General features: G+C 70.2%; 22 protein-coding genes. 8 read left to right on the top strand and 14 right to left on the bottom strand.

Annotated elements, in window-relative coordinates; translation table 11 throughout:
* Positions 1-29: 29 nt before the first annotated feature.
* The 6 genes from pyrE to GFD30_RS01820 all read right to left on the bottom strand — a co-directional run bounded on the left by pyrE (position 30) and on the right by GFD30_RS01820 (position 5,705).
* Positions 30-563: an orotate phosphoribosyltransferase gene (gene pyrE, locus GFD30_RS01845; RefSeq protein WP_153023535.1), complete on the bottom strand. Its 534-nt coding sequence runs from the start codon at positions 561-563 to the stop codon at positions 30-32.
* Positions 564-589: 26 nt separating this feature from the next.
* Complete coding sequence (locus GFD30_RS01840) at positions 590-1,468, bottom strand: phytanoyl-CoA dioxygenase family protein (protein WP_153023534.1); 879 nt, start codon at positions 1,466-1,468, stop codon at positions 590-592.
* Between the two features lie 219 nt (positions 1,469-1,687).
* A complete protein-coding gene (locus tag GFD30_RS01835) occupies positions 1,688-3,334 on the bottom strand; it encodes a serine/threonine protein kinase (RefSeq protein ID WP_153023533.1) in 1,647 nt (548 codons plus the stop codon).
* A 121-nt stretch (positions 3,335-3,455) separates the two neighbouring features.
* Positions 3,456-3,887, bottom strand: a complete 432-nt coding sequence (locus tag GFD30_RS01830) for a hypothetical protein (RefSeq protein ID WP_153023532.1) — start codon at positions 3,885-3,887, stop codon at positions 3,456-3,458.
* Positions 3,888-4,020: 133 nt separating this feature from the next.
* Positions 4,021-4,488, bottom strand: a complete 468-nt coding sequence (locus GFD30_RS01825; RefSeq protein ID WP_322632834.1) for a ribose-5-phosphate isomerase — start codon at positions 4,486-4,488, stop codon at positions 4,021-4,023.
* A gap of 11 nt (positions 4,489-4,499) precedes the next feature.
* Complete coding sequence (locus GFD30_RS01820) at positions 4,500-5,705, bottom strand: DUF1015 family protein (RefSeq protein ID WP_322632833.1); 1,206 nt, start codon at positions 5,703-5,705, stop codon at positions 4,500-4,502.
* Between the two features lie 105 nt (positions 5,706-5,810).
* Between GFD30_RS01820 and pepN the strand changes: the two genes are divergently transcribed.
* Positions 5,811-8,351: an aminopeptidase N gene (pepN, locus tag GFD30_RS01815; protein WP_322632832.1), complete on the top strand. Its 2,541-nt coding sequence runs from the start codon at positions 5,811-5,813 to the stop codon at positions 8,349-8,351.
* A 140-nt stretch (positions 8,352-8,491) separates the two neighbouring features.
* On the top strand, positions 8,492-9,415 hold the full coding sequence (locus tag GFD30_RS01810) for a hypothetical protein (RefSeq protein WP_153023530.1): 924 nt from the start codon (positions 8,492-8,494) through the stop codon (positions 9,413-9,415).
* Between the two features lie 59 nt (positions 9,416-9,474).
* On the opposite strand, the gene GFD30_RS01805 is transcribed toward GFD30_RS01810, so the two are convergent.
* The 3 genes from GFD30_RS01805 to GFD30_RS01795 all read right to left on the bottom strand — a co-directional run bounded on the left by GFD30_RS01805 (position 9,475) and on the right by GFD30_RS01795 (position 10,962).
* Positions 9,475-9,840 (bottom strand): DUF5130 family protein, encoded by a 366-nt coding sequence (locus tag GFD30_RS01805; protein ID WP_407648953.1) that lies wholly within the window; start codon positions 9,838-9,840, stop codon positions 9,475-9,477.
* A 64-nt stretch (positions 9,841-9,904) separates the two neighbouring features.
* Complete coding sequence (ctaJ, locus tag GFD30_RS01800; protein WP_153023528.1) at positions 9,905-10,165, bottom strand: aa3-type cytochrome oxidase subunit CtaJ; 261 nt, start codon at positions 10,163-10,165, stop codon at positions 9,905-9,907.
* Between the two features lie 242 nt (positions 10,166-10,407).
* Positions 10,408-10,962: an HNH endonuclease gene (locus GFD30_RS01795; RefSeq protein WP_322632831.1), complete on the bottom strand. Its 555-nt coding sequence runs from the start codon at positions 10,960-10,962 to the stop codon at positions 10,408-10,410.
* A gap of 232 nt (positions 10,963-11,194) precedes the next feature.
* Here GFD30_RS01795 and GFD30_RS01790 point away from each other — a divergent pair, with 232 nt between their 5' ends.
* Both GFD30_RS01790 and GFD30_RS01785 read left to right on the top strand, forming a co-directional pair.
* The gene (locus GFD30_RS01790; RefSeq protein ID WP_194201814.1) at positions 11,195-12,244 is read left to right on the top strand and encodes a mechanosensitive ion channel family protein; all 1,050 of its coding nucleotides are present in this window, start codon (positions 11,195-11,197) and stop codon (positions 12,242-12,244) included.
* Between the two features lie 101 nt (positions 12,245-12,345).
* On the top strand, positions 12,346-12,774 hold the full coding sequence (locus GFD30_RS01785) for a globin (RefSeq protein WP_153023525.1): 429 nt from the start codon (positions 12,346-12,348) through the stop codon (positions 12,772-12,774).
* Positions 12,775-12,923: 149 nt separating this feature from the next.
* On the opposite strand, the gene GFD30_RS01780 is transcribed toward GFD30_RS01785, so the two are convergent.
* The 4 genes from GFD30_RS01780 to ettA form a co-directional block, all read right to left on the bottom strand.
* Complete coding sequence (locus GFD30_RS01780) at positions 12,924-13,688, bottom strand: type III secretion system chaperone family protein (protein ID WP_153023524.1); 765 nt, start codon at positions 13,686-13,688, stop codon at positions 12,924-12,926.
* Positions 13,689-14,019: 331 nt separating this feature from the next.
* Positions 14,020-14,577 carry a hypothetical protein gene (locus tag GFD30_RS01775; RefSeq protein WP_153023523.1) on the bottom strand — a complete coding sequence of 186 codons (558 nt, stop codon included), beginning with the start codon at positions 14,575-14,577 and terminating at the stop codon, positions 14,020-14,022.
* On the bottom strand, positions 14,565-14,966 hold the full coding sequence (locus tag GFD30_RS01770; protein WP_322632830.1) for an acyl-CoA thioesterase: 402 nt from the start codon (positions 14,964-14,966) through the stop codon (positions 14,565-14,567). The genes GFD30_RS01775 and GFD30_RS01770 overlap by 13 nt, the downstream gene beginning before the upstream one ends.
* A gap of 2 nt (positions 14,967-14,968) precedes the next feature.
* Positions 14,969-16,648, bottom strand: coding sequence for an energy-dependent translational throttle protein EttA (gene ettA, locus GFD30_RS01765; protein ID WP_322632829.1), 1,680 nt, complete (start codon positions 16,646-16,648; stop codon positions 14,969-14,971).
* Positions 16,649-16,809: 161 nt separating this feature from the next.
* Between ettA and GFD30_RS01760 the strand changes: the two genes are divergently transcribed.
* The 3 genes from GFD30_RS01760 (at position 16,810) to GFD30_RS01750 (ending at position 22,766) form a co-directional block, all read left to right on the top strand.
* The gene (locus tag GFD30_RS01760) at positions 16,810-18,240 is read left to right on the top strand and encodes an alpha,alpha-trehalose-phosphate synthase (UDP-forming) (RefSeq protein WP_153023521.1); all 1,431 of its coding nucleotides are present in this window, start codon (positions 16,810-16,812) and stop codon (positions 18,238-18,240) included.
* Between the two features lie 66 nt (positions 18,241-18,306).
* Positions 18,307-20,901 carry a trehalose-phosphatase gene (gene otsB, locus GFD30_RS01755; RefSeq protein WP_153023519.1) on the top strand — a complete coding sequence of 865 codons (2,595 nt, stop codon included), beginning with the start codon at positions 18,307-18,309 and terminating at the stop codon, positions 20,899-20,901.
* Between the two features lie 62 nt (positions 20,902-20,963).
* Entirely contained in the window at positions 20,964-22,766 is a 1,803-nt protein-coding gene (locus GFD30_RS01750) for a protein kinase domain-containing protein (protein WP_153023518.1), read from the top strand.
* Positions 22,767-22,960: 194 nt separating this feature from the next.
* On the opposite strand, the gene GFD30_RS01745 is transcribed toward GFD30_RS01750, so the two are convergent.
* Positions 22,961-23,305 carry a hypothetical protein gene (locus tag GFD30_RS01745; protein ID WP_227995752.1) on the bottom strand — a complete coding sequence of 115 codons (345 nt, stop codon included), beginning with the start codon at positions 23,303-23,305 and terminating at the stop codon, positions 22,961-22,963.
* A 394-nt stretch (positions 23,306-23,699) separates the two neighbouring features.
* Here GFD30_RS01745 and GFD30_RS01740 point away from each other — a divergent pair, with 394 nt between their 5' ends.
* Entirely contained in the window at positions 23,700-24,215 is a 516-nt protein-coding gene (locus tag GFD30_RS01740; RefSeq protein ID WP_153023517.1) for a DUF3145 family protein, read from the top strand.
* Positions 24,216-24,259: the final 44 nt, after the last annotated feature.

The following is a 24,259-nucleotide window of genomic DNA, read 5'->3' as shown; positions in this document are numbered from 1 at the left end:
CTGACGCGCCCGGCCCCTCCGCTCGCCGTCTACTTCGCTCCGGCGGCCTTCAGCTCCGTCATGGTGAACAGGGCCTGGAGCTCGATCCCGATGTCGGCCAGGTTCTTCAACCCGCCCGACTCGCGGTCGATGACGCACACGCCCCGCTCGACGATCGCGCCGCGGGTGCGCAGCTCGCCGACCGCGTCGAGGACCGCGCCGCCCGAGGTGACGACGTCCTCCACGATGAACAGCCGCCGGCCGTCGACCTCGCCGCCCTCGGCCAGCCGGCACGTGCCGTACGTCTTGGCCTCCTTGCGCACGAACAGGGCCGGCAGGCCCGTCACCTGCGACAGCATCACCGCGATCGGGATGCCGCCGGTCTCCAGGCCCGCCAGCGCGTCCACGCCGTGCGCGGGCACCAGCGGCGCGAGCGCCTCGGCGATGCGCCGCAGCAGGACCGGGTCGGACTCGAACAGGTACTTGTCGAAGTACTCGTGCGCGACCACCCCGGACCGGAGCGTGAACTCCCCGGTCAGGTGCGAGCGGTTGAAGATGTCGCGGGCGAGGTCGTCGTGACTCATGCGATCAGACTGCCATGTCCGGGCCGTTACGGGCGCAGCGGCGGGTACGACGGGTCGAGGAGGTCACGCTCGGCCAGCCAGTTGTACAGCGGCGTCTCCTTCGGATAGTGGCCCCAGCCGTGGTCGCCGGTGGGCATGTGCCCGCCGAGCATCTGCTGCTGGACCGGGTCGAGGTCGTTCCACCACGGCTGGTTCGGCAGGTCGTCGACGAGGTCGCGGGCGCGGATCCAGCGCGGCGTGAACCCGAAGAACGCGACCTTGCGGGTCAGGTCCGAGTAGTTGTCGCTGCGGGCGTGCCAGATGCGGCGGTCGAAGAACAAGACGTCGCCGGCGTTGCCGGTGACCTCGATGGCGCCTTCGGGGTCGGGCCACTCCATGTCGCGGCGCGGCGGCCCGTCGATGCGGTTCCACTTGTGGGAGCCGGGCACGATCTTGGTGTTGCCACGGCCCTCCTCGGAAAGGTCGGTGAAGAAGTAGGCGAGCTTGACCGACAGGCGCGGGCGCGGGTCGGTCTCGGTCTCGCGGTTCTGGCGGCCGCCGTCCTGGTGCCATTCGAAGCGGAACGGCCGCTTGCCCTCGATGGGCGGGTGCTTGTCCACGTGGGAGTGGTAGACGTGGAAGTTCCATCCGAGGATCGACCACACATAGTGGAAGGTCCGGGGATGGTTGAGGAGGAACGCGAGTTCCGGGCAGGAAGTGACGGCGTCGAGGCGGTGCATCGCACCTTCGGGGCTGAGCCGCCCTGCCGCCTTCTCGATTTCGTAGACCCTGTCGAGGGCGTCCGAGCACCGCTTGATCTCGTCGGCGTCGAGGGCGCCGCGGATCATGATGTAGCCGTCCCGATCGAAGGCTTCTCGCTGCTCAGGACTGAGAGCTGCGGCACCGACCGATGTCACTGCGGTCATCTCAATGCCTTTCCGGTATCCAGGGGGATCTGTCGTCAGCTAGACGCGTCGTCCGCCCGAGTTGGTTGCACCGCCGAATTCGGAAAGCTCAGGCAAGCTTCGGCGGCACTGATTACCGGAATCGTAGGTGGGATCGGTTCGAGAGCGCTGGAGAAATTCTCGAAGATCAATGGAGAACTACAAGAATTCGGCCGGTTTCATCGCTATTCGGACGGGGTGTCACTGTCCGAAGAAGTCTGAAATGCCGTCGAACCAGCTGAAGTCGAAATCGAGGAAGCTCCAGTTGAGCTCCCCGAGGTAGTCGATGCCGACCATGAACAGGAAGATGCCGACGGCGAGGTGGGCCAGGCGGGCGGTCTTGCGCTTGGCGTGCAGCCAGCGGCCCCACAGGATGCCGCCGGAGATGCGGACCAGGAAGAACAGGCCGACGGCGACGGCGAGCACGAACAGGTAGCTCAGGACCTGGGTGTCGAGCGACTGCATCCCGGAGGTGACGGTCCGCAGCAGCCACATGATGAGCGAGAACAGGCCGCCGATCACCGACAGCTCGAAGCCCTTGGCGAGCGATCCGGGCGGGCCGAGCAGCGGGGCCCGGTGCTGCTTCTCGAGGTCGCGCTCGCTGGGCTCCTCGGGGTCGGTGGCGAGGCGCAGCCGCGGCAGCGGGCCGCGCGGCTCCTCGGGGCCGGCGGAGCGGCCCGGCGAGAACGCACCCTGCTCGGGGACGCGGACGCGGCCGGCGATCGGCTTGTCCGGGCCCGGCGCCGGCGCGGCGGAGGCGTCCATGACGCGGGTGCCGTTCACCGGCGGCTGCGGGACGACCTGGGTCTGCGGGATCGGGGGCATCGCGGCCGGGACCATGCGGCGGGTCCGGTCGTCGGCGGGCGCGCCGATGCGCCGCGTCGCGTCCGCCGCCGCGGCGCTGCCGACGGGGACCCAGTCGACGCCGAGGTCGGGCAGGTTCGAGCGGGACACCACCGAGACGAGCTCGTTGATCCAGCGCGGCAGCTCTTCGGTGCGGGGCCGGTTCTCGGGGTTGTCGTCGAGCGGGGCCGTGAGCAGGTCGCGCAGGCGCGGGTTCGACTCGAGGACGGGGTGGCGGCGCAGGCGCGCCCACGGGACGCTCTGCTCGTGCCCGGGCGAGTCCGTGCGGGCGGTCGCGCCCGTGACGAGGTAGAACGCGATCGAGCCGAAGCCGTGCACGTCGTAGGCGGGGCCGACGGTGCCCTGGTGGGCCTCGGGCCCGGCGGTCTCGCGGGTGTACGCGATCGTCGTCAGGTGCGCGGGCGTGTAGTAGCGGGCGCCGGTGAAGTCGATGACCTTCGCGGACCCGTCGGGGCCGATGATCACGTTGGCGGGCTTGAGGTCCATGTGCAGGACCGGGTGGGCGCCGACTGGCGGGTGGTGCATCGCGTTCATGACCTCGACGACCGAGCGGAGGGTCCGGGCGGCGTCGACGCGGCCGAGCCGCTGCGACAGGAGCTGCCGCAGGTCGTGCCCGGGAAGGTACTCGAGGACCTGGAACGGCATCGGGTCGCCCTGCGGGGGCCGCCCGGCCGGGTGGGGGGCGCGGCCGTAGAAGGCGTCGATGCGGCGGCAGATCGAGCCGACACCCCGCGAGTGGAGGTCCATGAGGACGGCGTCGCCCTTGTCCCACGAGCGGAACTGGTGCTCGCGGGTGTCCTGCGGGTTGGGCCGGAAGACCTTGACGGTCAGGGGCGCGGAGGAGACGCCGGCCGACACGCGCACCGCCTGGTACACGTCGGCCTGGCCGCCCGAGCCGAGCAGACCGGTGAGCCGGTAGCTCTGCTCTGACCCCGGGAGGGGGTCGGCCGGGCCGCAGACGAGGTCAACGGTGGCGTTCGACATTGAGTGGTCCTTCGCGAATTCAGGCTGAGCCCTTAGCGTAACGCCCGGAATCCACCCTTCGCGGTCCCCGGAGGGCCCGCTGTTCGCATCATCTCAGCAACGCTTGGGAGGCAACCCGGCGTCAGCGCCCGGATCCCCACGGGCTGTCGCCCTGCTGGGAGGAGCCGAACCCGGCGGACGGCTGGCCGTACGAGCTGGCCGGCGGGGCGGGGGCGGCGGAGGGGTTCATCGGTTCGAAGACGCCGCCGGGCTTCGGCGACTGCGGCTGGGGCGAGACGACGGGCTCGAACGGGGCCCGGTCGAAGGAGCCGGCCGGGGCGCCGGCGGTCGCGGCGGCGCCGCCGGTGCGGCCGAGCGACCACAGGGCCGGCGAGAGCGCGAGGGTGAGGACGCCGAAGCCGATCGCCCACTGCTCGATCGGCGCGTCCTCGGCGAGGCCGGTCAGGTCGAAGTCGGCGATGTACCAGGCGAGCGAGGAGGCCAGGAACAGCAGCGTCCCCAGCAGTCCGATGACCTGGAAGATCTGGAGGAGCACGCGAAAACCCTTAGACATGGATTGACGATACCGACACGCGTCCAATAACTCCAGGTGCGATCTTCCGAATGCTCCTGGTTTTCACGCGGGCGCCCGCGGCGGACGCGCGACGGCCCGGGCCGGAGCCCGGGCCGTTCGGAAGCCTTGCCGTCTAAGGAAGCTCGGGGAGCTCGTGGGTGGACTCCCACTCGGTGAGCATGTCGATGCGCCGCTGGTGGCGCTCCGAGCCCGAGAAGGGCTCGTCGACGAACGCGTCGGCGAAGGCCGTCGCCTCCTCCAGCGAGTGCATCCGCCCGCCGATGGCGACGACGTTCGCGTCGTTGTGCTGGCGGCCGAGCTTGGCGGTCTCGACGCTCCACGCCAGGGCCGCTCGGCAGCCGGGGACCTTGTTCGCGGCGATCTGCTCGCCGTTGCCCGAGCCGCCGACGACGATGCCGAGGCTGCCGGGGTCCGCGACGACCTTGGAGGCCGCGTGGAGGCAGAACGGCGGGTAGTCGTCGTCCGGGTCGTACTGGTGCGGACCCACGTCGACGACCTCGAAGCCGCGGCCGGACAGGTGCTTGACCAGGTGGTCCTTGAGTTCGAGGCCCGCGTGGTCGGAGCCGAGATAGATGCGCACGATGACAGACCTTAACCCTTCGGGAGCTCGGCGATGGCGAGACCGGCGCGGGCCTTGGGCACGAACCAGGTCGACTTGCGCGGCATCTTCAGCCGCTGCAGGTTCACGTCGATGAAGTCGGGCACGGTGACCGGCGCGATGAGGATCGCCAGGTCGGCCTTGCCCTCGTCGACCTGCGCCGCGAGCCACGAGGCCGGGTAGTCGCCGCCGACGTAGGTGATGCGCTTGTCCCCCGCGTCCCAGCCCAGGAGCGCGGTGAAGACCTCGTTCTCGACCCGCGTGTGGTCGAGCCGGTCGACCACGGAGCCCTCGACGTCGCCGAAGGCGACCTCCCAGGTGCGGCCCTGGCCGTACATGACGACCGTGCCGCCTTCGGCGGGCGTCTCGGGCGGCCCGTCGACCTCGGTCACCGAGGCGCCGATCTGGCCGATCTGCTCGACGAGCTGCGACGCGGAGCCCGGCAGTCCCTTCACGAGCCGGTGGTAGGGGCGGATCACGACCGACTGGGGCGTGGTGATGACGGCCAGGAACCGCTCGAGCCCGCCGACCTGCGCCGCGAGCGAGCGGTGGTTGCCGTCGGCGACAATGAGGTCGCCGTCCCCGGCGAGCGCGGCCAGCGCCTCGCCCGCTTCGCCGCCGACGGCCCAGATCTCGTGGGCGCGGCCGGACTCGTCGGTGTCGGCGGCGACGGGCTCGCCGGCGCCGGCGATGGCGGCCTCGATCGCGGCGTGCAGCTCGTCGCCCTTGGAGGACTGGAGCAGCAGGACGGGGCTGAGCAGGTGGCGCAGGCGCTGGTTGAGCTCGTTGCGCTGCTTGACCTTCTCGATGAAGACGTCTTCGTTGCGGATGACCTTGCCGGGCTCCTCGGCGGAGGAGGAGATCTCGGCGGTGTCGACGAGGCAGTACACGCCGTACGCCACCGGCTCCTCGCCGCCGGAGATCCGGTAGGCCACGGCCACGTCGCCGAACGCGGCGAAGCGGCCGGCGTCCTTGAGCGCGGCGAGCCGCTCGGCCGCGGCCGGCAGTGCCTCCTCGAACGACAGCCCCGCGGCCACCGCCTCGGGAGTGTGGGCGGGCATCTCGACGCCCAGCATGGACGCCGGGTTCGCCTCGATGATCCGCGTGATCTCGGATTCGTCGGGGAACTCGTCGTAGTTCTTCGCGCCCGTGCCTCCGGTGGAGAGCCAGGCCAGATCGATCGGGTGTGCAGCAGTCACGCCCCGAGCGTAATCGACCGTGTTCGCGGCTCCCGTGGCCGCCGAGTGAACTCTCGCGATGTGACACACTTCTTTCATAATCCGACCCTTGAGACTGGAGGCATCGTGCCGGCTACGCACATTCTCACCAGAGACGAGGCCGAGCGGCGCGCCGAGCTGCTCACCGTCGACTCCTACACCGTGGAGCTCGACCTGACCGGGCACGAGCGGGGCGACACCTTCGGCTCGCGGACCGCGGTGGTCTTCCAATGCGCCGAACCGGGCGCGGAGACGTTCATCGAGATCGCCGCCGAGCGGATCGAGGACGCGTACCTGAACGGCGAGCCCGTCGACATCTCCGGCTACGACCCGAAGGCCGGCCTGCGGATCACGAACCTGGCCGCGGAGAACGAGCTGGTGGTGAACGCGGTCTGCGCGTACTCGACCGACGGCCAGGGCCTGCACCGGATGGTCGACCCGGTCGACAAGGAGACGTACCTGTACTCGCAGTTCGAGGTGGCCGACGCGCAGCGCGTGTACGCGTGCTTCGACCAGCCGGACCTGAAGGCGTCCTTCACGTTCCAGGTGCGCACGCCCGAGCACTGGACCGTGATCTCGAACATGCCGGCGGCCACCGAGACCGTCGTCGAGGCGATCGCGACGAAGGTCACGCTGTTCGAGACCTCGGTGCGGATGAGCCCGTACATCACCGCGATCTGCGCGGGCCCGTACTTCGGGGTGCACGAGGTCCACGACGGGATCGACCTGGGCCTGTACTGCCGCCAGTCCATGAAGGAGTACCTCGACCCCGACGGGGTCTTCGAGGTGACCCGCCAGGGCTTCGACCACTTCCACGACAAGTTCGGGGTGCGCTACCCGCTGCCGAAGTACGACCAGGTGTTCGCGCCGGAGTACAACTTCGGGGCCATGGAGAACTTCGGCTGCATCACCATCGCCGAGGCGTCGTTCCTGTTCCGCTCGCAGGTCACCGACTTCGAGCTGGAGCAGCGCGCGAACGTGATCCTGCACGAGATGGCGCACATGTGGTTCGGCGACCTGGTCACCATGCGCTGGTGGGACGACCTGTGGCTGAACGAGTCGTTCGCCGAGTGGGCCAGCCACTGGGCGAACGTGGAGGCGACGCGGTTCGACGGGGCGTGGACGACGTTCCTGTCGGCGCGCAAGAACTGGGGCTACGGCGCCGACCAGCAGCCGACGACGCACCCGGTGTACACCGACGCGGGCGACACCGAGGAGATCCAGGCGAACTTCGACGGGATCACCTACTCCAAGGGCGCCTCGATCCTCAAGCAGCTCGTCGCGTACGTCGGCATCGACCCGTTCCTGGCGGGCCTGCGCGCGTATTTCCAGAAGCACCAGTTCGCGAACGCGGTCTTCTCGGACCTGCTCGGTGAACTCGAGGCCGCGTCCGGCAAGCCGCTCAAGGACTTCGCCGACACGTGGCTGCGCACCGCCGGGGTCTCGACCCTGCGCCCGGACGTGGCCGTCGACACCGACGGGAACTACACGAGCGTCACGGTCCTCCAGGAGGTCCCGGCCGAGCACCCGACGCACCGGACCCACCGGATCGCGATCGGCCTGTACGACCTCGAGGACGGCGTGCTCAAGCGCCGCGACCGGATCGAAGTGGACGTGGCCGGCGAGGCCACCGCGATCCCCGAGCTCGCGGGCGTCAAGCAGCCGGACCTGCTGCTGCTCAACGACGACGACCTCACGTACGCGAAGCTGCGCCTGGACGAGCGGAGCCTCGCCACCGCGGTCGCGCACACCTCGGCGCTGGAGGACTCGCTCGCGCGGGCGCTGATCTGGGCCGCGGCCTGGGACATGCTCCGCGACGCCGAGCTGCCCGCGTCGCAGTTCATCGAGCTGGGCTGCCGCAGCCTGACCGCCGAGGACGACATCAACATCGTCACCGTCGCGCAGCGGCAGGTCGGCGGGGCGCTCGCCTACGCCGACCCGTCCCGCCGGGCCGAACTGCGCGAGCGGTGGGCCCAGGCCGCGAGGACCGCCATGGAGGCGGCCGCGCCCGGCTCCGACCCGCAGCGGTCCTGGGCGAAGGCGTACGCGTCGGCCTCCCGCTCCGAGGCCGACCTGGCCCGCATCAGCGGCTGGCTCGAGGGGCGCGACGTCCCCGAGGGCCTGGCCGTCGACGCCGACCTGCGGTGGGCGCTGCTCACCGTCCTGGTCGCCAACGGCGCCGCGGACGAGGACGCCGTCGACGCCGAGCTCGACCGCGACTCGACCGCCGACGGGCAGCGCCTGTCGTTCATGGCCCGCGCGGTGGTCCCCACCGCCGAGGCCAAGGCGCGCGCCTGGGAGCGGATCACCGACCCGAACTCCGAGAACTGGGTCCGCCGCTCCTCGATGCTCGGGTTCGCCCCGCTCGACCAGGCCGAACTCGTGCGCCCGTACCTGCGGCGGTACCTGGACGCGGTGCCGGAGCTGTGGGAGAAGCTCGGCGCCCAGCAGGCCGTCGAGTACTCGAAGTACGCGTTCCCGTCGAACCTGATCGACGCCGAGACCCTCGCGGTGCTCGACGCGTGGCTCGCCGAGGACCGACCCGCGCCGATCAAGCGCGGCGTCGCCGAAGGCCGCGCCGACCTCGCCCGGGCCCTCAAGGGCCAGGAGCTCGACTCGCGTTCGTAGCAAGCCGCTCGGGGCTCCGGGACCGTCCGCTGAGCGGACGGTCCCGGAGCCCCGAGCGCTCCTCACGGCGTTGGTAAGCTCGCCGTGTCGCGGCGGCAGCCGCGGCGCGCCCGTCCTGGGGATGAATGGAGAGAGCAGTCTTGTCCGCGCTTTTGCCGGTGGTCGTCCTCAGCGCCACCCTGGTCGCGCTGTTCGGCGTCGTCCTGCCGCTCCTGCTCCTGGGACCGGTCCTCGCCTCGCGGACCCGCCCGCAGCCCCAGCAGCTGATCTTCGCGGTCATCCTGCTCATCCCCACCGTCGCCATCGGCTCGGTGTTCCTGTCGTGGTGGGCCGTGGAATGGCTGCGCCGCTACGACGCCCCCGCCCCCGAACTCACCGGCGTCGCCCTGGTCGTGGCCGCGGTCGTCGGGCTCATGGCGCCGCTGCGCCTCCCCGGCGGATCCGGGCCGTTCTGGCTCAAACCGCTCCTGGGCTTCGCCTCGGGCGTCCTCGTGCCGATGGCGATCATCGGCAGCATCGACGCGGGCCTCCACGAACTCGCCGCCGCCGGCATCGGCCTGCTCGTGCTCGTCGCGCTCGTCGTGTTCTTCCGGATCATCGCCAAGCCCGTCGCCGAACGCCGCCAGGCCAAGCAGGTGCGGACCTCGGTGCGGCGCTTCCAAGGCCAGCTCGTCGACGTCACCGACGCGGCCTGGAACCTCACCGGAGCGCGCGGCGACGCCAACCGGATCATCCTCACCTACAACGGCGAAGCCGACGGCAAGCCGATCGGCGCGGCCCTGATGCTCAAGCGCGACATGGAATGGGTGCCGAAGGCCGAGGAGAACGAGTCCGCGGTGTTCGAGCTCGCGAAGGGCCTCGGCGGCCACCCGACCGAGGCCGTCCTGGCGCAGAAGCAGATCGGGACCCCCGCGACCCTGACCATGCGCATCCCCGGGACGACGATCCTGTCGATCCGCGAGACCGTCGCCGACACCCTCTCCTGGGTCGAGTTCATCGGCAAGCTCGAACTCACCGACGCCGACGCGCTCCTCGAGCGGCGGCTCCCCGAGCACCGCGACTGAGACGCGCAGAACGGCGGCCGGGGTGCTGGGCACCCCGGCCGCCGTTGCGTGTACGGGCGCTAGTGCTGCTGCGCGGTCTCGGCGAGCATCCGCAGGCCGGTGATGATCCCGCCGGCGAGCTGGCCGGCGCCGAACGCGGCCTCCATCGAGAAGACCACGAGGGCCGCGGAGCGGTCCGGGATCTTCTCGCGGGCGATCCGGCCCGTGACGATCTCGAGCTGCCGCTGCTCGGGCGAGACGGCGACGAGCACGGACCGGTCCGGGTCGGCGAGCTTGTCGTGCAGCGCCTCGGCCGCGCCCCGCACCGGGTCGTGCAGCGGGCCGACGTAGACGCTGTAGTGCAGGCCGCCGCCGTCGCGCTCGGCGACGGACAGGGCCTCGTCGAGGTGCAGGAGCTCCTTCACGTCGAAGGGCCCTTCGAGCATCGGCTGGCGCACGTGCTCGGGGCTGCGGTCGACGCCTTCGACGATGGTGCCGACGGCGACCTGGTTACCACTTGCCATGGGAGCCTCCCTTGGGTCCACTGGCGACGGCCTCGCCGTGGGCGGCTTCGAGCTCGGCCGCGTGCGAACCGGAGTCGCCGGGCACCGCTCCGTTGCGGGCGACGAACCAAACCGGCTTGAAGTCGTAGGGGCGGCCCGCGCGGTAGCGGGACTGCGGCCGCGGGTGCCGCAGGAAGACCACGGCGAAGACGGCGACCACGACCAGGATCGGGGCGCCGAACAGGATCAGCCAGTCCTGGAATGTCATTGTTGTTGCTCCCCTAGTTGCAGAGACAGGGTGACCGCGCCAATCTACAGCTGGCAGGCGGGCGCTGTGACCGGCTCTCAGCCTAATCCAATTGCGCCCCTCACATCCCCGCAGGTGGGAGGTCGGCGCCGCGGGACGCGTGCGGCCCCGGTTCCCAAGGGGGGACGGGCATCGGATACGGGGAGGGCCCGCCGGCGGTCCGAGGACCTGGCCGGCGGGCCCCGCCCGTCCGATGGAGAGCGCTATGAGAGGCGGGCGCGCTCCTTCCCGTGGCGCGGCAGCCATGCCTCCCAGGCCGGGTCCGGGCGGCGCTGGCCGCGGAACCCGCGGAGCTGCCAGCCGGAGGGGGGCCGGGGGACGCGCGGCAGCCGCCAGCCGAGCTCGGCGAGCGTCTTGTCGCTCTTGCGGTGGTTGCAGGGCGCGCACGCCGCCACCACGTTGTCCCACGTGTGGGTCCCGCCGCGCGAGCGCGGCACCACGTGGTCGATGGTCTCGGCGGACTTCCCGCAGTACACGCAGCGCCAGTCGTCGCGGGTGAACACGCCGCGCCGCGACGGGCTGGCGCCCACCTGGCGGGGGATCGCCACGTAGCGGTTCAACCGGACCACCGAGGGGACGGGGATGTGCATGGTTTCGGAGCGCAGAAAACCGTCACCGGGAGTGACGGTCTCAGCCTTGCGAGTGAGCAGCAGCACCGCCGCCCGCTTCACCGGTATCACGCACAGCGGCTCGTAGCTCTGGTTGAGCACCAGCGCCGATCCGAGACCGACGCTGTGCGTGAAGAGATTGGGATGCACCCCTGGGGAAGGGTCATCGCTGTCGAGCGTGCTCCTATGTCGAGGACCTATCACGGTGACGTACCTCCAAGCCATCGGTCCCGTCAAGTTTGACCTATATCTCAGAAAATTGCACCCTGGTTCCGTGGGATCTTGAATGACGAACGAATATCGTCTGATCGAACCCCCGGTGGCGTCCGATGGTGCGGTCCCGGCGCCCTCCGACCAGGGGCGGAAGCTGAGAAGGATGAACGTGGAAGAGCTTGCTGCCGCCGAGTCGGCCTCGCCCTGCGACGCGGGGTTCAACGCCTGCACGATGCTGTTCAAGATGACCGGGAGCGAGGAGTTCTCGGTCGACGCGGGCGTCGTCCTCGACAAGATCGGCCAGGTGCTCCTGATCGTCCTCGCGGCGGCCCTGCTGCGCTGGATCGTCAACCGCGCCATCGCGCGGATCATCAAGCAGGTCACCACCATCAAGGGCCCGCAGTCGATCGCCGAGCTCGCCGACAAGCTCGGCTCCTCGAACTCCCGCCGGGAGGAGCTGCTCGGCGACCGCTCCGAGAAGCGGGCCGAGACCCTCACCGGCGTGCTCCAGCACGTCGCCGGCATCGTCATCTACAGCGTGGCGTTCATGCTCGTCCTCAGCGCCTTCAGCGTCAACCTGGCGCCGATCCTCGCCAGCGCGGGCATCGCCGGCATCGCGATCGGCTTCGGCGCGCAGAACCTCGTCCAGGACTACCTGGCCGGGATCTTCATCCTCCTCGAGGACCAGTACGGCGTCGGCGACAACGTCGACGTGGGCGACGCCACCGGCACCGTGGTCGACATGGGCCTGCGGGTGACCACGCTCCGGTCCCTCGACGGGACGCTGTGGTACGTGCGCAACGGCCAGATCCTGCGGGTCGGCAACTCCAGCCAGAGCTGGGCGTACGTGGTGGTGGACACGCCGCTGCCGCCGACGGCGGACATCGACCGGGCCGGGGAGATCATCGCCGACGTCGCGACGTCGTTCGCCGAGGACGACGAGTGGAGCGACCACATCCTCAAGGAGCCGGAGTACCTCGGCCCGATCGAGATGACGATCGACGAGATCAAGGTCCGCCTGGGAGTGCGGACGACCTCGGACCAGCAGTGGGCGGCCGGGCGCGAGCTGCGGCGGCGCGTCACGGAGGCGCTCCGGGAGGCCGGGATCATCGACCTGGCGGCGGCCGGGAGGATCTACGTGCCGCGCACGGTGGCGAACCGCGCCGCCGGGGCGGCCGGGGCGGCCGGCGCGGCGGGAGCCGCGGGGACGACCGCATAGCAGCCCGGACGTGCGGCTCCCATACGTGATATGCCGCCCATTCGGTGTGACGCGTGCCGGATCGCCTTTCCAGGGCGCGCCGCGGTTGGCACGATTGGCGTATGCCTACTGACAGCCCGCGGGCCGTGGTGCCCCTCACGCCGACTGGACAGCCGGCGCCCACGCAGTCCTTCTACGAGGCGGTGGGCGGCGAGGAGACCTTCGAGCGCCTGGTGACCGCGTTCTACGCGCAGGTGGCCGAGGACCCGATCATGCGGCCGATGTACCCCGAGGAGGACCTCCGCCCGGCGGCGCGCCGCCTGAAGATGTTCCTGGAGCAGTACTGGGGCGGCCCGAAGACGTATTCGGAGGAGCGGGGCCACCCGCGCCTGCGGATGCGCCACGCGCCGTACGTGATCGGCGAGCGCGAGCGCGACGCCTGGCTCAAGTGCATGCGGCACGCGATGGACGAGGTGGCGCTGGCGCCCGAGTACGACCAGGTGATGTGGGAGTACATGGAGCGCGCTGCTGACTTCATGCGGAACGCGTGACGGATGGACGGCGTGCGGAACGCATGACAGACGGAACGGCATGCGGAACGAGCAAGAGCGCAACCGACATGCGGAACTCCTAGCAGGACAACGAGATCGGGGCCGGAACGCTGATGCGTTCCGGCCCCGTTTCGTGTACTGCCGGGGGGTTAGAGGAGCTCGCCTTCGAGCCACTCCACGAACGTGCCCGAGATGGCGGTACCGCAGTCGATGAGCTCCTCGAGGAGCGCGGTGGTGATGCCGGGGCGGACGGGGACCTGGATCTCGCCGAACACGGGGAGCGCGCCGGACTCGGTGGGTTCGCCGAGGTAGGCCTTGAGGAAGCGCCGGGTGCGGTTCCACTCGTTCATGGCCGCGTAGCCGCGCTCGGCCCACTCGCGGGGGACGGTCTGGTAGGCGCGGGCGCGCAGGACCAGGATGTCGGCGTCGGGGCCTTCGGCGCGGACCTGGACGATGTGGCGCTCCCAGAGGGCCACGATGCCGCCGTTCTCGTCGACGAGGTAGCGGATGTCGAGGTTCTTCAGGGCCGCGATGATGCGGTCGGAGGCCAGCGGGGCGGCCTCGTCGCGTGCGTCGGCGGCGATCTGCTCGAGGTCGGAGATGAACTCGGGGTCGATCTCGGCGAGGTCCTGCTTGATGAGGTGCCAGCGCTCGACCTCGGAGATCTGCTCCTCTTCGGGACCGAGGAGGAGCTGCTCGGCGGTGAGCTCGCGGTGCAGGTCGAGCTCGAATTCGAGCCCGCCCGGGGCCTCCTCGCGCCGCTCGGCGCGCGGAGTCGGGACCGCACTGGGCTGGCTGCCGCGGGCCTGCGCGCGCTCGGCTGCGCCGCCGAGCTCGCTGTCGGGTTCCGCGACCGCCTCGGTCACCGGGTTGTCGTCTTGCGCGTCGCGTTTTCTGCTGCGCCACCATGCCATGGTGTTGTCCGCCTTCCCACCCAAATGCGAATCACTGGCATTGCTTGGGTACTTCGTTGGCATTCCTGTTGGACCGTGCCATTGGTTGTGAATGGTTGTGCTTCGCGGGGGCACAGCCAAGTTACGTCGGGTTCCCGTGAGCAGACTAGGGACTCGGTACGACTTGGCACAACCGTCAGCCAATCCTGACCAAAAGTATGAACCGTCGCGCGTTTGTTCGCAGGCATGCGCGGGGTACTGTCACGGGTTTCATATGTATCAGAGTCGGAAGCGCCGTCCCATCCTCCGGACGTCGGAAATCAGTCACTGAACGGCGTGACCGTCGACGGTGTCACAGGAGCGGCAAGCCGCGGTCCCGTTCCCAGACGGCGCCGTAGGTGCCCGAGAGGCCCAGACGGCGGCCGGCGCGGAGGACCCTGACCGGGTCGTCGCCGAGGAAGCCCATGCGGCACAGCGCCGCGACGAGGCGGACCTGGACCGGGTAGAGCCTGCCGTCGCGCTCGACGGTGAGGGCCACGTGGTCGAGCATGGCGTCGCGGAGGCGGCGGTCGCCGACGCCCGCGCCGCGGCGCTCCCTGAGGGCCGCTGCCGCCTTGCGGTCGATGTCGGCGATGTCGGCGGCCGGGACGGTCTCGACGGTCGTCCAGGGCCGCTGCGGGAGACGGCCGCGCCAGGCGGCCTCGGGCTGCGCGGCGGGGGTGCCGGCGGCGAGGTCGGCGGCGCGGTAGACCCCCTCGGCGAGGTCGCCGTCGGCGGTGCGGACCGCGAGGACGCCGATGGGCAGGGTGGCCCACAGGCGGCCCTCGCGGACGAGCACGGGCGCGTCGGGGTCGAGGCGGGCGACGCGGGCGGCGAAGGCGGGGCCGTCGCCGGCGCTCAGTCGGTCCATTGCTCGAGGAAGGCCCGCTCGGGCCCGGTGACGCGCCGGGGCCGCTGGGTCTCGGTGTTGAACGGGACCATGACCGACCTGGCCTTCAGCGCGAGCTTGTCGTTCGCGAAGAGCTCGTACGCGAACGTGAACGAGGAGTTCCCGATCCGCTCGACCCAGAGCTCGACGCGGACCTCGGCGGGCACCGTCACCGGCAGGAGGTAGTCGACCTCGTGCCGGGCGACGACGATGCCCTCGCGGAAGCCGACGAGGCCGGCGTCGGCGGCGACGCCGAACGTCATCGCCACACGGGCCTCTTCGAGCAGCACCATGAACTGGTTGTTGTTGACGTGCCCGAACGCGTCCATGTCGGACCAGCGCAGGGCGACGTCGACCGTGAAGCGGGCCACTGCTAGTCCCGGGTGAGCTTCCGGTGGGTGACGCGGTGCGGCTTGGCCGCCTCCACGCCGAGGCGCTCGACCTTGTTCTTCTCGTAGGACTCGAAGTTGCCCTCGAACCAGAACCAGGCGGGAGCACCGGTCGCCGGGTCGCCCTCCCACGCGAGGATGTGGGTGGCGACCTTGTCGAGGAAGGCCCGGTCGTGGGAGATGACCACGGCGCAGCCGGGGAACTCCAGGAGGGCGTTCTCGAGGCTGGAGAGCGTCTCGACGTCGAGGTCGTTCGTGGGCTCGTCGAGCAGGAGCACGTTGCCGCCCTCCTTGAGGGTCAGCGCCAGGTTGAGCCGGTTGCGCTCGCCGCCGGAGAGGACCTTGACGGGCTTCTGCTGGTCGGGGCCCTTGAAGCCGAACGCGGCGATGTAGGCGCGGCTGGGCATCTCGACCTTGCCGACCATGAGGTAGTCGAGGCCGTCGGAGACGACCTCCCACACCGACTTGTCGCCGTCCAGGCCGGCCCGGTTCTGGTCCACATAGGAGAGCTGGACGGTGCCGCCGACGACGACCTCGCCCGCGTCGGGCTTCTCGAGGCCGACGATGGTCTTGAACAGCGTGGTCTTGCCGACGCCGTTGGGGCCGATGATGCCCACGATGCCGTTGCGCGGCAGGCTGAAGCTCAGGCCGTTGATGAGGGTGTTGCCGTCGAACCCCTTGTACAGGTCCTTGACCTCGATCACCGTCGAGCCCAGGCGCGGCCCCGGCGGGATCTGGATCTCCTCGAAGTCGAGCTTGCGGGTCTTGTCGGCCTCGGCCGCCATCTCCTCGTACCGGCCCAGGCGGGCCTTGGACTTGGTCTGGCGGGCCTTCGCGTTCGAGCGGACCCACTCCAGCTCGTCCTTGAGGCGCTTCTGGAGCTTGGAGTCCTTTCGGCCCTCCACCTTCATGCGCTCGGCCTTCTTCTCCAGGTAGGTGGAGTAGTTGCCCTCGTACGGGTAGGTGCGGCCGCGGTCGAGCTCGAGGATCCACTCGGCGACGTTGTCGAGGAAGTACCGGTCGTGGGTGATCGCGACGACGGCGCCCGGGTAGGACGCCAGGTGGCGCTCCAGCCACAGGACCGACTCGGCGTCGAGGTGGTTGGTGGGCTCGTCGAGCAGGAGCAGGTCGGGCTCTTCGAGGAGGAGCTTGCACAGCGCGACGCGGCGGCGCTCACCGCCGGAGAGGTGGTCGACGGTCTCGTCGCCGGGCGGGCAGCGCAGGGCGTCCATGGCCTGTTCGAGCTTCGAGTCCAGCTCCCAGGCGTTGGCGGCGTCGAGCTCCTCCTGGAGGCGGCCCATCTCGGCCATGAGCTCGTCGGTGTAGTCGGTGGCCATCTCCATGGCGACCTCGTTGAACCGGTCGAGCTTCGCCTGGATCGGCGCGACGGCCTCCTGGACGTTCTCCATGACCGTCTTGCCCTCGGTCAGCGGCGGCTCCTGGGCCAGCAGGCCCACGGTCGCGCCGTTCGCCAGCTTGGCGTCGCCGTTCGAGACGTGGTCGATCCCGGCCATGATCCGGAGCAGGCTCGACTTGCCGGCGCCGTTGGGGCCGACCACGCCGATCTTCGCACCCGGGTTGAAGTACAGGGTGACGTCGTCGAGGACGACCTTGTCACCGTGCGCCTTGCGCGCCTTTTCCAGGGTGTAGATGAACTGCGCCACGCTGATCCTTCGCTTTGCGACGAGCTGTACTGAACTGACCGGTACCAATGATGTCAAGTGCGCTGGGCGTTCCGCCAATCGGGCCTCGCCGGGCGCGTGTGCGTCACCACCGCCACCGGAAACCCCTCCCCCGCTAGGCTTGCGGAAAGGAGGAAAACGAATTGAGCAACGCATCGTTCATCGTCGTGGCCAACCGCCTCCCCGTCGACGCAGTCGTCGATGAAGAGGGAAACCGAACCTGGCGCCGATCCCCTGGCGGCCTCGTCACCGCCCTCGAACCCGTTCTCCAGGCCAACCAGGGCACCTGGATCGGCTGGGCCGGCATCCCCGGCGCCGCCCCCGAGCGCTTCACGTCCGACGGCGTCACCCTGCTGCCGGTCGAGCTCAGCAAGGACGAGATCCACCGCTACTACGAGGGGTTCTCGAACGCCTCGCTGTGGCCGCTCTACCACGACGCGGTCGAGCCCCGCGTCTTCCGCCGCTCCTGGTGGAAGTCCTACTACGAGGTCAACGAGCGGTTCGCCGAGGTGTGCGCCGCCGAAGCCGCCCCCGGCGCGGTCGTGTGGGTCCAGGACTACCAGCTCCAGCTCGTCCCCGGCATGCTCCGCGAGCGCCGCCCCGACCTGCGGATCGGGTTCTTCCTGCACATCCCGTTCCCGCCGGTCGAACTGTTCATGCAGCTCCCCCACCGCATGGAGATCCTCAAGGGGCTCCTGGGCGCCGACCTGGTCGGCTTCCAGCGCCCGCTCGCGGCGCAGAACTTCCTCGCGCTCACCCGGCACCTGCTCGGCTACCGGCCGAGGGGGCACTACGTCAACGTCGACGACCGCCTCGTCAGGGCCGACGCCTTCCCCATCTCCATCGACACCGCCTCGAACGAAGAAGTGGCGAACACCGAGCGGGTCCGCCAGCGCGCCAAGGAGATCAGGGCCGAACTCGGCGAACCGGAGACGATCATCCTCGGCGTCGACCGGCTCGACTACACCAAGGGCATCGAACAGCGCCTGAAGGCGTTCCGCGAGCTCTTGGAGGACGGCCGGTTCGAGGTGCCGCGGGTGGTCATGATCCAGGTCGCGACCCCCAGCCGCGAGCGCGTCGACCAGTACATCGCCCTGCGCGAGCGGGTCGAGCGGGAGGTCGGGCGGATCAACGGCGAGTACGGCCAGGTCGGGCTCCCGGCCGTGCACTACCTGCACCAGTCGTTCGACCGGTTCGAGCTGTCGGCCCTGTACCAGGCGGCCGACGTGATGGCCGTGACACCGCTGCGCGACGGTATGAACCTCGTCGCGAAGGAGTACGTCGCGAGCCGGATCGACAACCGGGGCGCGCTCGTGCTCAGCGAGTTCGCCGGTGCCGCAGGGGATCTGCGGCAGGCGTTCCTGGTGAATCCGCACGATCTGACAGACCTGAAAGACGGATTCGTGACAGCGGCGACCGCGTCCGACGACGATAAGATGAAGAGAATGCGCGCCATGAGGCGGTACCTGCGCAAGCACGATGTCTCCCGTTGGGCGCGCAGCTTCCTTACGGCGCTGGGTGTTCCGGAGCGCAGCGCGGCGTATGATCCGGGCAGCCTGCCCTCCGCCGACTGAAAACGGCAGGCAGGGGCCGGTAGGCACACAGATTCCACAACGACGGTGTTGGAGAGATACGCCACGATGACCGCACCAAGCCCAGAGGGCCGTGCTCCAGAGGGCCCCGGCTCCTCTGAAGAGCTCCGCTCGGCCCTCACTCTGCTCGCCCGCGTTCCGCAGCTGCTGATCGCGTGCGACTACGACGGCACGCTCGCTCCCATTGTGACCGATCCCTCGCAGGCCAAACCGATCCCCGAATCGGTGTCGGCCCTGCGGACGCTCGCGAACCTGCCGCAGACCAAGGTCGCAGTCATCTCGGGTCGCGCCCTGCGCGACCTGGCGGCCCTGTCCCGCCTGCCTTCCGAAGTGCACCTGGTCGGATCCCACGGATCCGAGTTCGACATCGGCTTCACCCGGGCGCTCTCCAGCGAGGACCAGCGGTTGCGCGACAAGCTCGTCGCCGAGCTGTCCGCGATCGCCGAACGCTACGAGGGCGCCCGGGTGGAGCCCAAACCCGCCGGCGCCGCACTGCACGTGCGCGAAGCCACCGAGGCTGCCGCGCTCCAGGCCGTCGAGGACGTCCGGGAAGGCCCCTCGACCTGGGACGGCGTCCAGACCACCGAGGGCAAGGCGGTCATCGACCTGTCGGTGGTCGCGACCCACAAGGGCGACGCCCTGGACCAGCTCCGGCACCAGCTCGGCGCGTCCGCAGTCCTGTTCCTGGGCGACGACGTCACCGACGAGAACGCGTTCGCGCACCTCCACGGCCCCGACGTCGGCGTCCGGGTCGGGCCCGGCCCGACCCGCGCCGCCTACCGGATCTCCGACCCCGAAGAGGTCGCGAAGCTCCTCGCGCGCCTGGTCGACACCCGCCGCGCCTGGCTCCAGGGCGAGTCCGCGCAGCTCATCGAGCGGCACGCGATGATCGCCGACGGCGCCAACCACGCGCTGCTGACCCCCGACGGCCGCGTCACGTGGATGTGCCACCCCAAGCCCGACTCCGGCTCGGTCTTCGCCGACCTCCTCGGCGGCGACCACGCCGGCCACTTCACCGTGCAGCCGGTCAACGCGGGCATCCCGCTCGGCCAGCGGTACGTGGCCGGGACGATGACCGTCGAGACCCGCTGGTCGGGCCTGTCGGTCACCGACTGGCTCGACTCGACGCCCCGCCGCCGCGGCGACCTCAACGCCACGGTGCTCGTCCGCGAGATCACCGGCGAGATCCCCGTCAGGATCACGTTCGCGCCGCGCCCGGAGTTCGGGCAGCTCCCCGTGCAGCTCCAGCCCGTCGGCGACGACGGCCTGAAGGTCCTCGGCGGGCGCGAGCCGATCAGCCTGCGGTCGCCGGGCGTCGAATGGCACATCGAGTACGACGGCCAGCACTCGCTGGCCGTGGCCACGGTCGACCTCGCCCAGATCGGCGGGTCCCTGGTGCTCGAGATGCGCGCCGGCATGGACGACCTCGGCGAGTGGCGCCCGCCCGTCCACGTGCGCCGCCGCACCACCGAGGCCGGCTGGCGCAACTGGTCGGACTCGCTGAAGCTGCCGCGCATCGAGTCCGAGACGGTCTCGCGCTCGGCCCTGACGCTCAAGGCCCTGTGCTACCAGCCCACCGGCGCGATCCTCGCCGCCGGCACCACCTCGCTGCCCGAGGAGCTCGGCGGCGTCCGTAACTGGGACTACCGGTTCTGCTGGATCCGCGACGCCGCGATGACCGCGAACGCGCTCGTCGACCTCGGCTCGCTCCAGGAGGCCGAGTCGTACTTCGCGTGGGTCGCCGGGATCATCGAGCGCACCGCCGGGCACCCCGAGCGCCTCGCGCCGCTCTACGACATCGAGGGCCAGCCGCCGAGCCCCGAGGCGATCATCGACACGCTGCCCGGGTACGCCGGGGCGCGGCCGGTGCGCATCAACAACGCCGCGTCGAACCAGGTCCAGCTCGACGTGTTCGGCCCGGTCGCGATGCTCATCGAGGCCGTCGCCCAGCGCCGCGGGCACCTCTCGGACTTCGAGGAGCGGGTCATGGCGAACATGGTCGAGGCCGTCGCCAAGCGCTGGCACGAGCCCGACCACGGCATCTGGGAGGCCCGCCAGGCCCCGCGGCACCACGTCTACTCGAAGGTCATGTGCTGGGTGACCGTGGACCGGGCGCTGAAGATCGCCGAGCAGTTCGGCATGGAGTACAAGCCCGAGTGGCCCGAGCTGCGCGACCAGATCGCGAAGAACGTGCTCGAGCTGGGCTGGAACGACGAGATCGGGGCCTACACGGCCGCGTACGGGCACGACGACCTCGACGCCGCGTCGCTGTGGATCGGCCTCTCGGGCCTGCTCCCGCCCGACGACCCGCGGTACCTGCGCACCGTCCTCAAGATCGAGGCCGGCCTGCGCTCGGGCCCGACGGTCTACCGCTACCACCGCGACGACGGCCTGCCGGGCACCGAGGGCGGGTTCATCATCTGCGCCGCGTGGCTCGCCGAGGCGTACCTCCAGGTCGACCGCCGCACGGACGCCGAGGAGCTGTTCGAGCAGATCCTCGCGTGCGCGGGCCCGACCGGGCTGCTGCCCGAGCAGTGGGACCCGATCGCCGAGCGCGGCCTGGGCAACCACCCGCAGGCGTACTCGCACCTGGGCCTCATCCGGGTCGCGAACCTGCTGAACGGGCAGGCCGGACGCATCTGAGAAGGTTTCAAGGCGGGGGCTAATCTGGACGGGATCACCGTCCCCGGAAGAGAGCCCCCGCCTTGAGCCTCCCCACTCCTTCCTTCCATCCGGCCATCCCCGGGTTCCGCGACTTCGAGATGGTCGCGCACGGGTCGACCGCGTTCGTCTACCGCGCCGTCCAGGAGCGGCTGGACCGGACCGTGGCCGTCAAGGTCCTGCTCGTCGACGACGACATGACCACCGCCGACTCGGTCGAGAAGGAGCTCGAGGCGACCGTCGCGGTCTCGAACCACCCGCACATCGTCTCGATCATCGACACCGGGCACACCGACGCCGGGCAGCCGTTCATCGTCATGGAGTACTGCGAGGGCGGCTCGTACTCGGCGATCCTCAAGGCGAACGGCCCGCTCCCGGTCCCCGACGTCATCGACGTCGGCGTCAAGATCGGCCAGGCGCTCCAGGCCGCCCACCAGGCGGACATCCTGCACCGGGACGTGAAGCCCCAGAACATCCTCCGCGGCCAGTACGGTCCGGCGCTCGCCGACTTCGGGATCGCGCGGACCCCGGCGGCCCTCGCCGCGACGGCCGCGATCGACAAACTCACCCCGCTCCACGCGTCGCCGGAGGCGCTGCTGCGGCAGGCCCAGACGCCCGCGAGCGACCTGTTCAGCCTCGCGTCCAGCATGTGGCACCTCCTCGCCGGGTTCGCGCCGTTCGCGAACCCCGAGGGCGGCACCGACCCCGACACGCACCGCCAGCGGGTCACCTCCGACGCGCCCCCGCCGAAGATCCCCCGCGACGACGTCCCCGAGTGGCTCGAGAACCTGCTCGTGCGGAGCCTCTCGCGGGATCCGGCGCGGCGCCCGGCCTCGTGCGAGGCGTTCGCCGAGGAGCTCCAGCGCGGGATGTACGGCGGCGGGATCGGCAAGGCCCCGGCCCCGTCGGTGATCGGGGACGTCTCGAACGAGGAGACGGTCTACCGGCCCGAGGTGGCCTCGCGGGGGACGCGGGTGCCGCTCGACCCGTTCGCGCCCGTCGTGCCGCCGATGCCGCACTCGGAGTACGGGAACACGCTCGGTTCGACCGCCGGAGGGATGACCGGCGGCGGCACGGGCGGGTTCGGTGCGCAGCTCGGGCATGCGGTCGATCCGCGCTACGCGCAGTTGAACGGGCAGACGGGGGCGCCGCCGGTCTCGGCGGCGCCGTTCTCGGGCGCACCGATGTCAGCGGCCCCGTTCTCCGGCGCCCCGGCGTCGGTGGCGCCGTACTCGGCGCCGCCGCAGGCGCCGGTGAGCATGCAGCCGCCGCCGTCCCCGTGGGCGGTGCAGCAGGCTCCGCCGGCGCCCGCGCAGCCCGAACCGCAGGTGTTCGCGCCGCCGGTGATCGGCCGGGACGGCGCGAAGCAGCGCAAGACCAAGGCGTACAAGCCCTCCAAGCCGTCCCAGCCGAAGCAGGCGGACGGGCGGAGCCTCAAGGGGTACGTGTACCTGGGGCTGGCGATCTCGGTCGTGCTCGGACTCGTCATGACCTTGTGGCTGTGGCTGCTCATGCCGAACAAGGACGGCGACGACCTCGACCAGGCGAACACGGACGGCCAGGGCGCGCCGACGGGCCTGACGATCGAGTCGTGGAACGAGGGCGAGGTGACCCTCGCGTGGGACGCGCCCGAGGGCGCCACGGACACGTTGCGGTACATCGTATTCGCGCAGCGCGTGGGCGACGAGAAGGCCGAGGCGCTCAACACCGAGGGCACGCTCGAGACCGAGTTCACGACCGGCGGGTTCAGTCCGGACCAGGAGTACTGCTTCCAGGTGAGCGCGCTCTGGTCGGTGGACCGGGTGCCGATGTCCGAACCGGTGTGCACCGGCGATCTCGGGGATTGACCGATTGCCCGATCGGTTCGGCCGATCGGGTGAGCCGCTCCACTCCGCGTACCCAATCGGGGAATGCATTCCGCAGTTGCAGATAAGACCGACGAAAAGCGGTGTCGAACATTTGATCGACCAATTCCCGCGGGCATGAGAAAAGCGCCCCACGCCCGGAGGGGCATGGAGCGCGGCTGTCGCTGGTGCGAAACCTAAGCGGCGACGGCCTCGGCGGAGAAGACGCCGGCCTCTTCGAGGTTCTTGAGGGTGGTGTCCCAGCCCTGCTCGGGGAGCTTGGCCGCGAGGCCCTCGATCTCGGCCTTGAGCTTCTCACCGTGGCCGGCGGCGGCCAGGCCCTTGAGGGCCTCGGTGAACGCCTCGGAGCCGGTGGCGAGGTGCAGGGTCTTGCCGGTGGTCAGGTTGCGCAGGTAGACGTGCTTGCCGCCGTTGAGCGGGATCAGGTACTTGAACTCGCCGAGGACGCTGAGGCCCGCGGTGCCCTTGCCCTGGCCGGCCTTGACGGAAGCGCGTGCTGTCTTGGAAGTGTTGGCTGCCACGCCGGTCTCCTCACCATGTCGTGTAGACGAACTTTCGGCCTCACGCAGGAAGAGAGCAGCCGAAGGACTGGCACTGAACCTGGGTTGGACCACAAAAGAAAACCGACAGTATGCCGGTCATGCGCAAGTGTAGCTCAGGTGCGCCGTGCGACCACTAGCACATACACCAGGTGTGACACATCGAATGATCGAAAAAGTGAGCGCCCGGAGCCGTTTAAGCCTAGCGCGATGCTTTCGAAGCTGTCAGTATGTAACAGAGCGGAATAGCGCGCCGGGTCCGAGTTCATCCCTTCATCGGCCCGGCCGATACCCGTTGGGCGACTTCACGTCGTAGCCAAATGACCACAAGGAGTGAGCCAGTACTCAGATACGCCGATTGCCAAGGAGGTGCGCGATGCAGACACGCGGCGTGATCTACATCCACTCCAGCCCGCCGGCTGTGTGCCCGCACGTTGAGTGGGCGATCGGGCGTGTCCTGGAGAGCTCCGGCGGCTCCTCGCGGCAGGGAACGGTGAAGCTGGGCTGGTCCCCGCAGGAGGCCGAGCGGGGCACCATGCGCGCCGAGCGCCCCTGGACCGGTTACGCCGGCATGGGCGCCGAGTTCGCGAAGGCCCTGGCGCAGTGGCCGATGCTGCGCTTCGAGGTCACCGAGGACCCGAGCGCGGGCGTCGACGGCGAGCGGATCATGCACGTCCCCGGCCGCGGCGCCTACCGCGCCGCGATGAGCGCCAGCGGCGACATCATGATCGCCGAGGACCGCATCCGCGCGCTCCTGGCGACCACCACGAGCGCCGAGGCGCTCCGCTCCGGACTGGACCAGCTCCTCGGCCTGGACTGGGAGCGCGAACTCGCGCCGTACCGGCAGTCCTCCGGCGGCACCGAGCAGTCCTGGCTCTCCCAGGTCAGCTAGGCCCGAGGCCGGACGAACGACGAACGGAACGCCCGCAACGCGAT

The sequence above is a fragment of the Glycomyces albidus genome, assembly GCF_009451885.1.
Taxonomy (GTDB): Bacteria; Actinomycetota; Actinomycetes; order Mycobacteriales; family Micromonosporaceae; genus Glycomyces; species Glycomyces albidus.
The sequence above is the reverse complement of the archived record's forward strand: the minus strand, read 5'-3'. Positions and strand labels throughout refer to the sequence as shown.

What these genes read in the sequence shown, in the direction of transcription:
- pyrE (WP_153023535.1), bottom strand. Translation starts at nt 563, where the DNA reads ATGAGTCACGACGACCTCGCCCGCGACATCTTCAACCGCTCGCACCTG.
- GFD30_RS01840 (WP_153023534.1), bottom strand. Translation starts at nt 1,468, where the DNA reads ATGACCGCAGTGACATCGGTCGGTGCCGCAGCTCTCAGTCCTGAGCAG.
- GFD30_RS01835 (WP_153023533.1), bottom strand. Translation starts at nt 3,334, where the DNA reads ATGTCGAACGCCACCGTTGACCTCGTCTGCGGCCCGGCCGACCCCCTC.
- GFD30_RS01830 (WP_153023532.1), bottom strand. Translation starts at nt 3,887, where the DNA reads ATGTCTAAGGGTTTTCGCGTGCTCCTCCAGATCTTCCAGGTCATCGGA.
- GFD30_RS01805 (WP_407648953.1), bottom strand. Translation starts at nt 9,840, where the DNA reads ATGCTCGAAGGGCCCTTCGACGTGAAGGAGCTCCTGCACCTCGACGAG.
- ctaJ (WP_153023528.1), bottom strand. Translation starts at nt 10,165, where the DNA reads ATGACATTCCAGGACTGGCTGATCCTGTTCGGCGCCCCGATCCTGGTC.
- GFD30_RS01785 (WP_153023525.1), top strand. Translation starts at nt 12,346, where the DNA reads ATGCCTACTGACAGCCCGCGGGCCGTGGTGCCCCTCACGCCGACTGGA.
- GFD30_RS01780 (WP_153023524.1), bottom strand. Translation starts at nt 13,688, where the DNA reads ATGGCATGGTGGCGCAGCAGAAAACGCGACGCGCAAGACGACAACCCG.
- GFD30_RS01775 (WP_153023523.1), bottom strand. Translation starts at nt 14,577, where the DNA reads ATGGACCGACTGAGCGCCGGCGACGGCCCCGCCTTCGCCGCCCGCGTC.
- otsB (WP_153023519.1), top strand. Translation starts at nt 18,307, where the DNA reads ATGACCGCACCAAGCCCAGAGGGCCGTGCTCCAGAGGGCCCCGGCTCC.
- GFD30_RS01740 (WP_153023517.1), top strand. Translation starts at nt 23,700, where the DNA reads ATGCAGACACGCGGCGTGATCTACATCCACTCCAGCCCGCCGGCTGTG.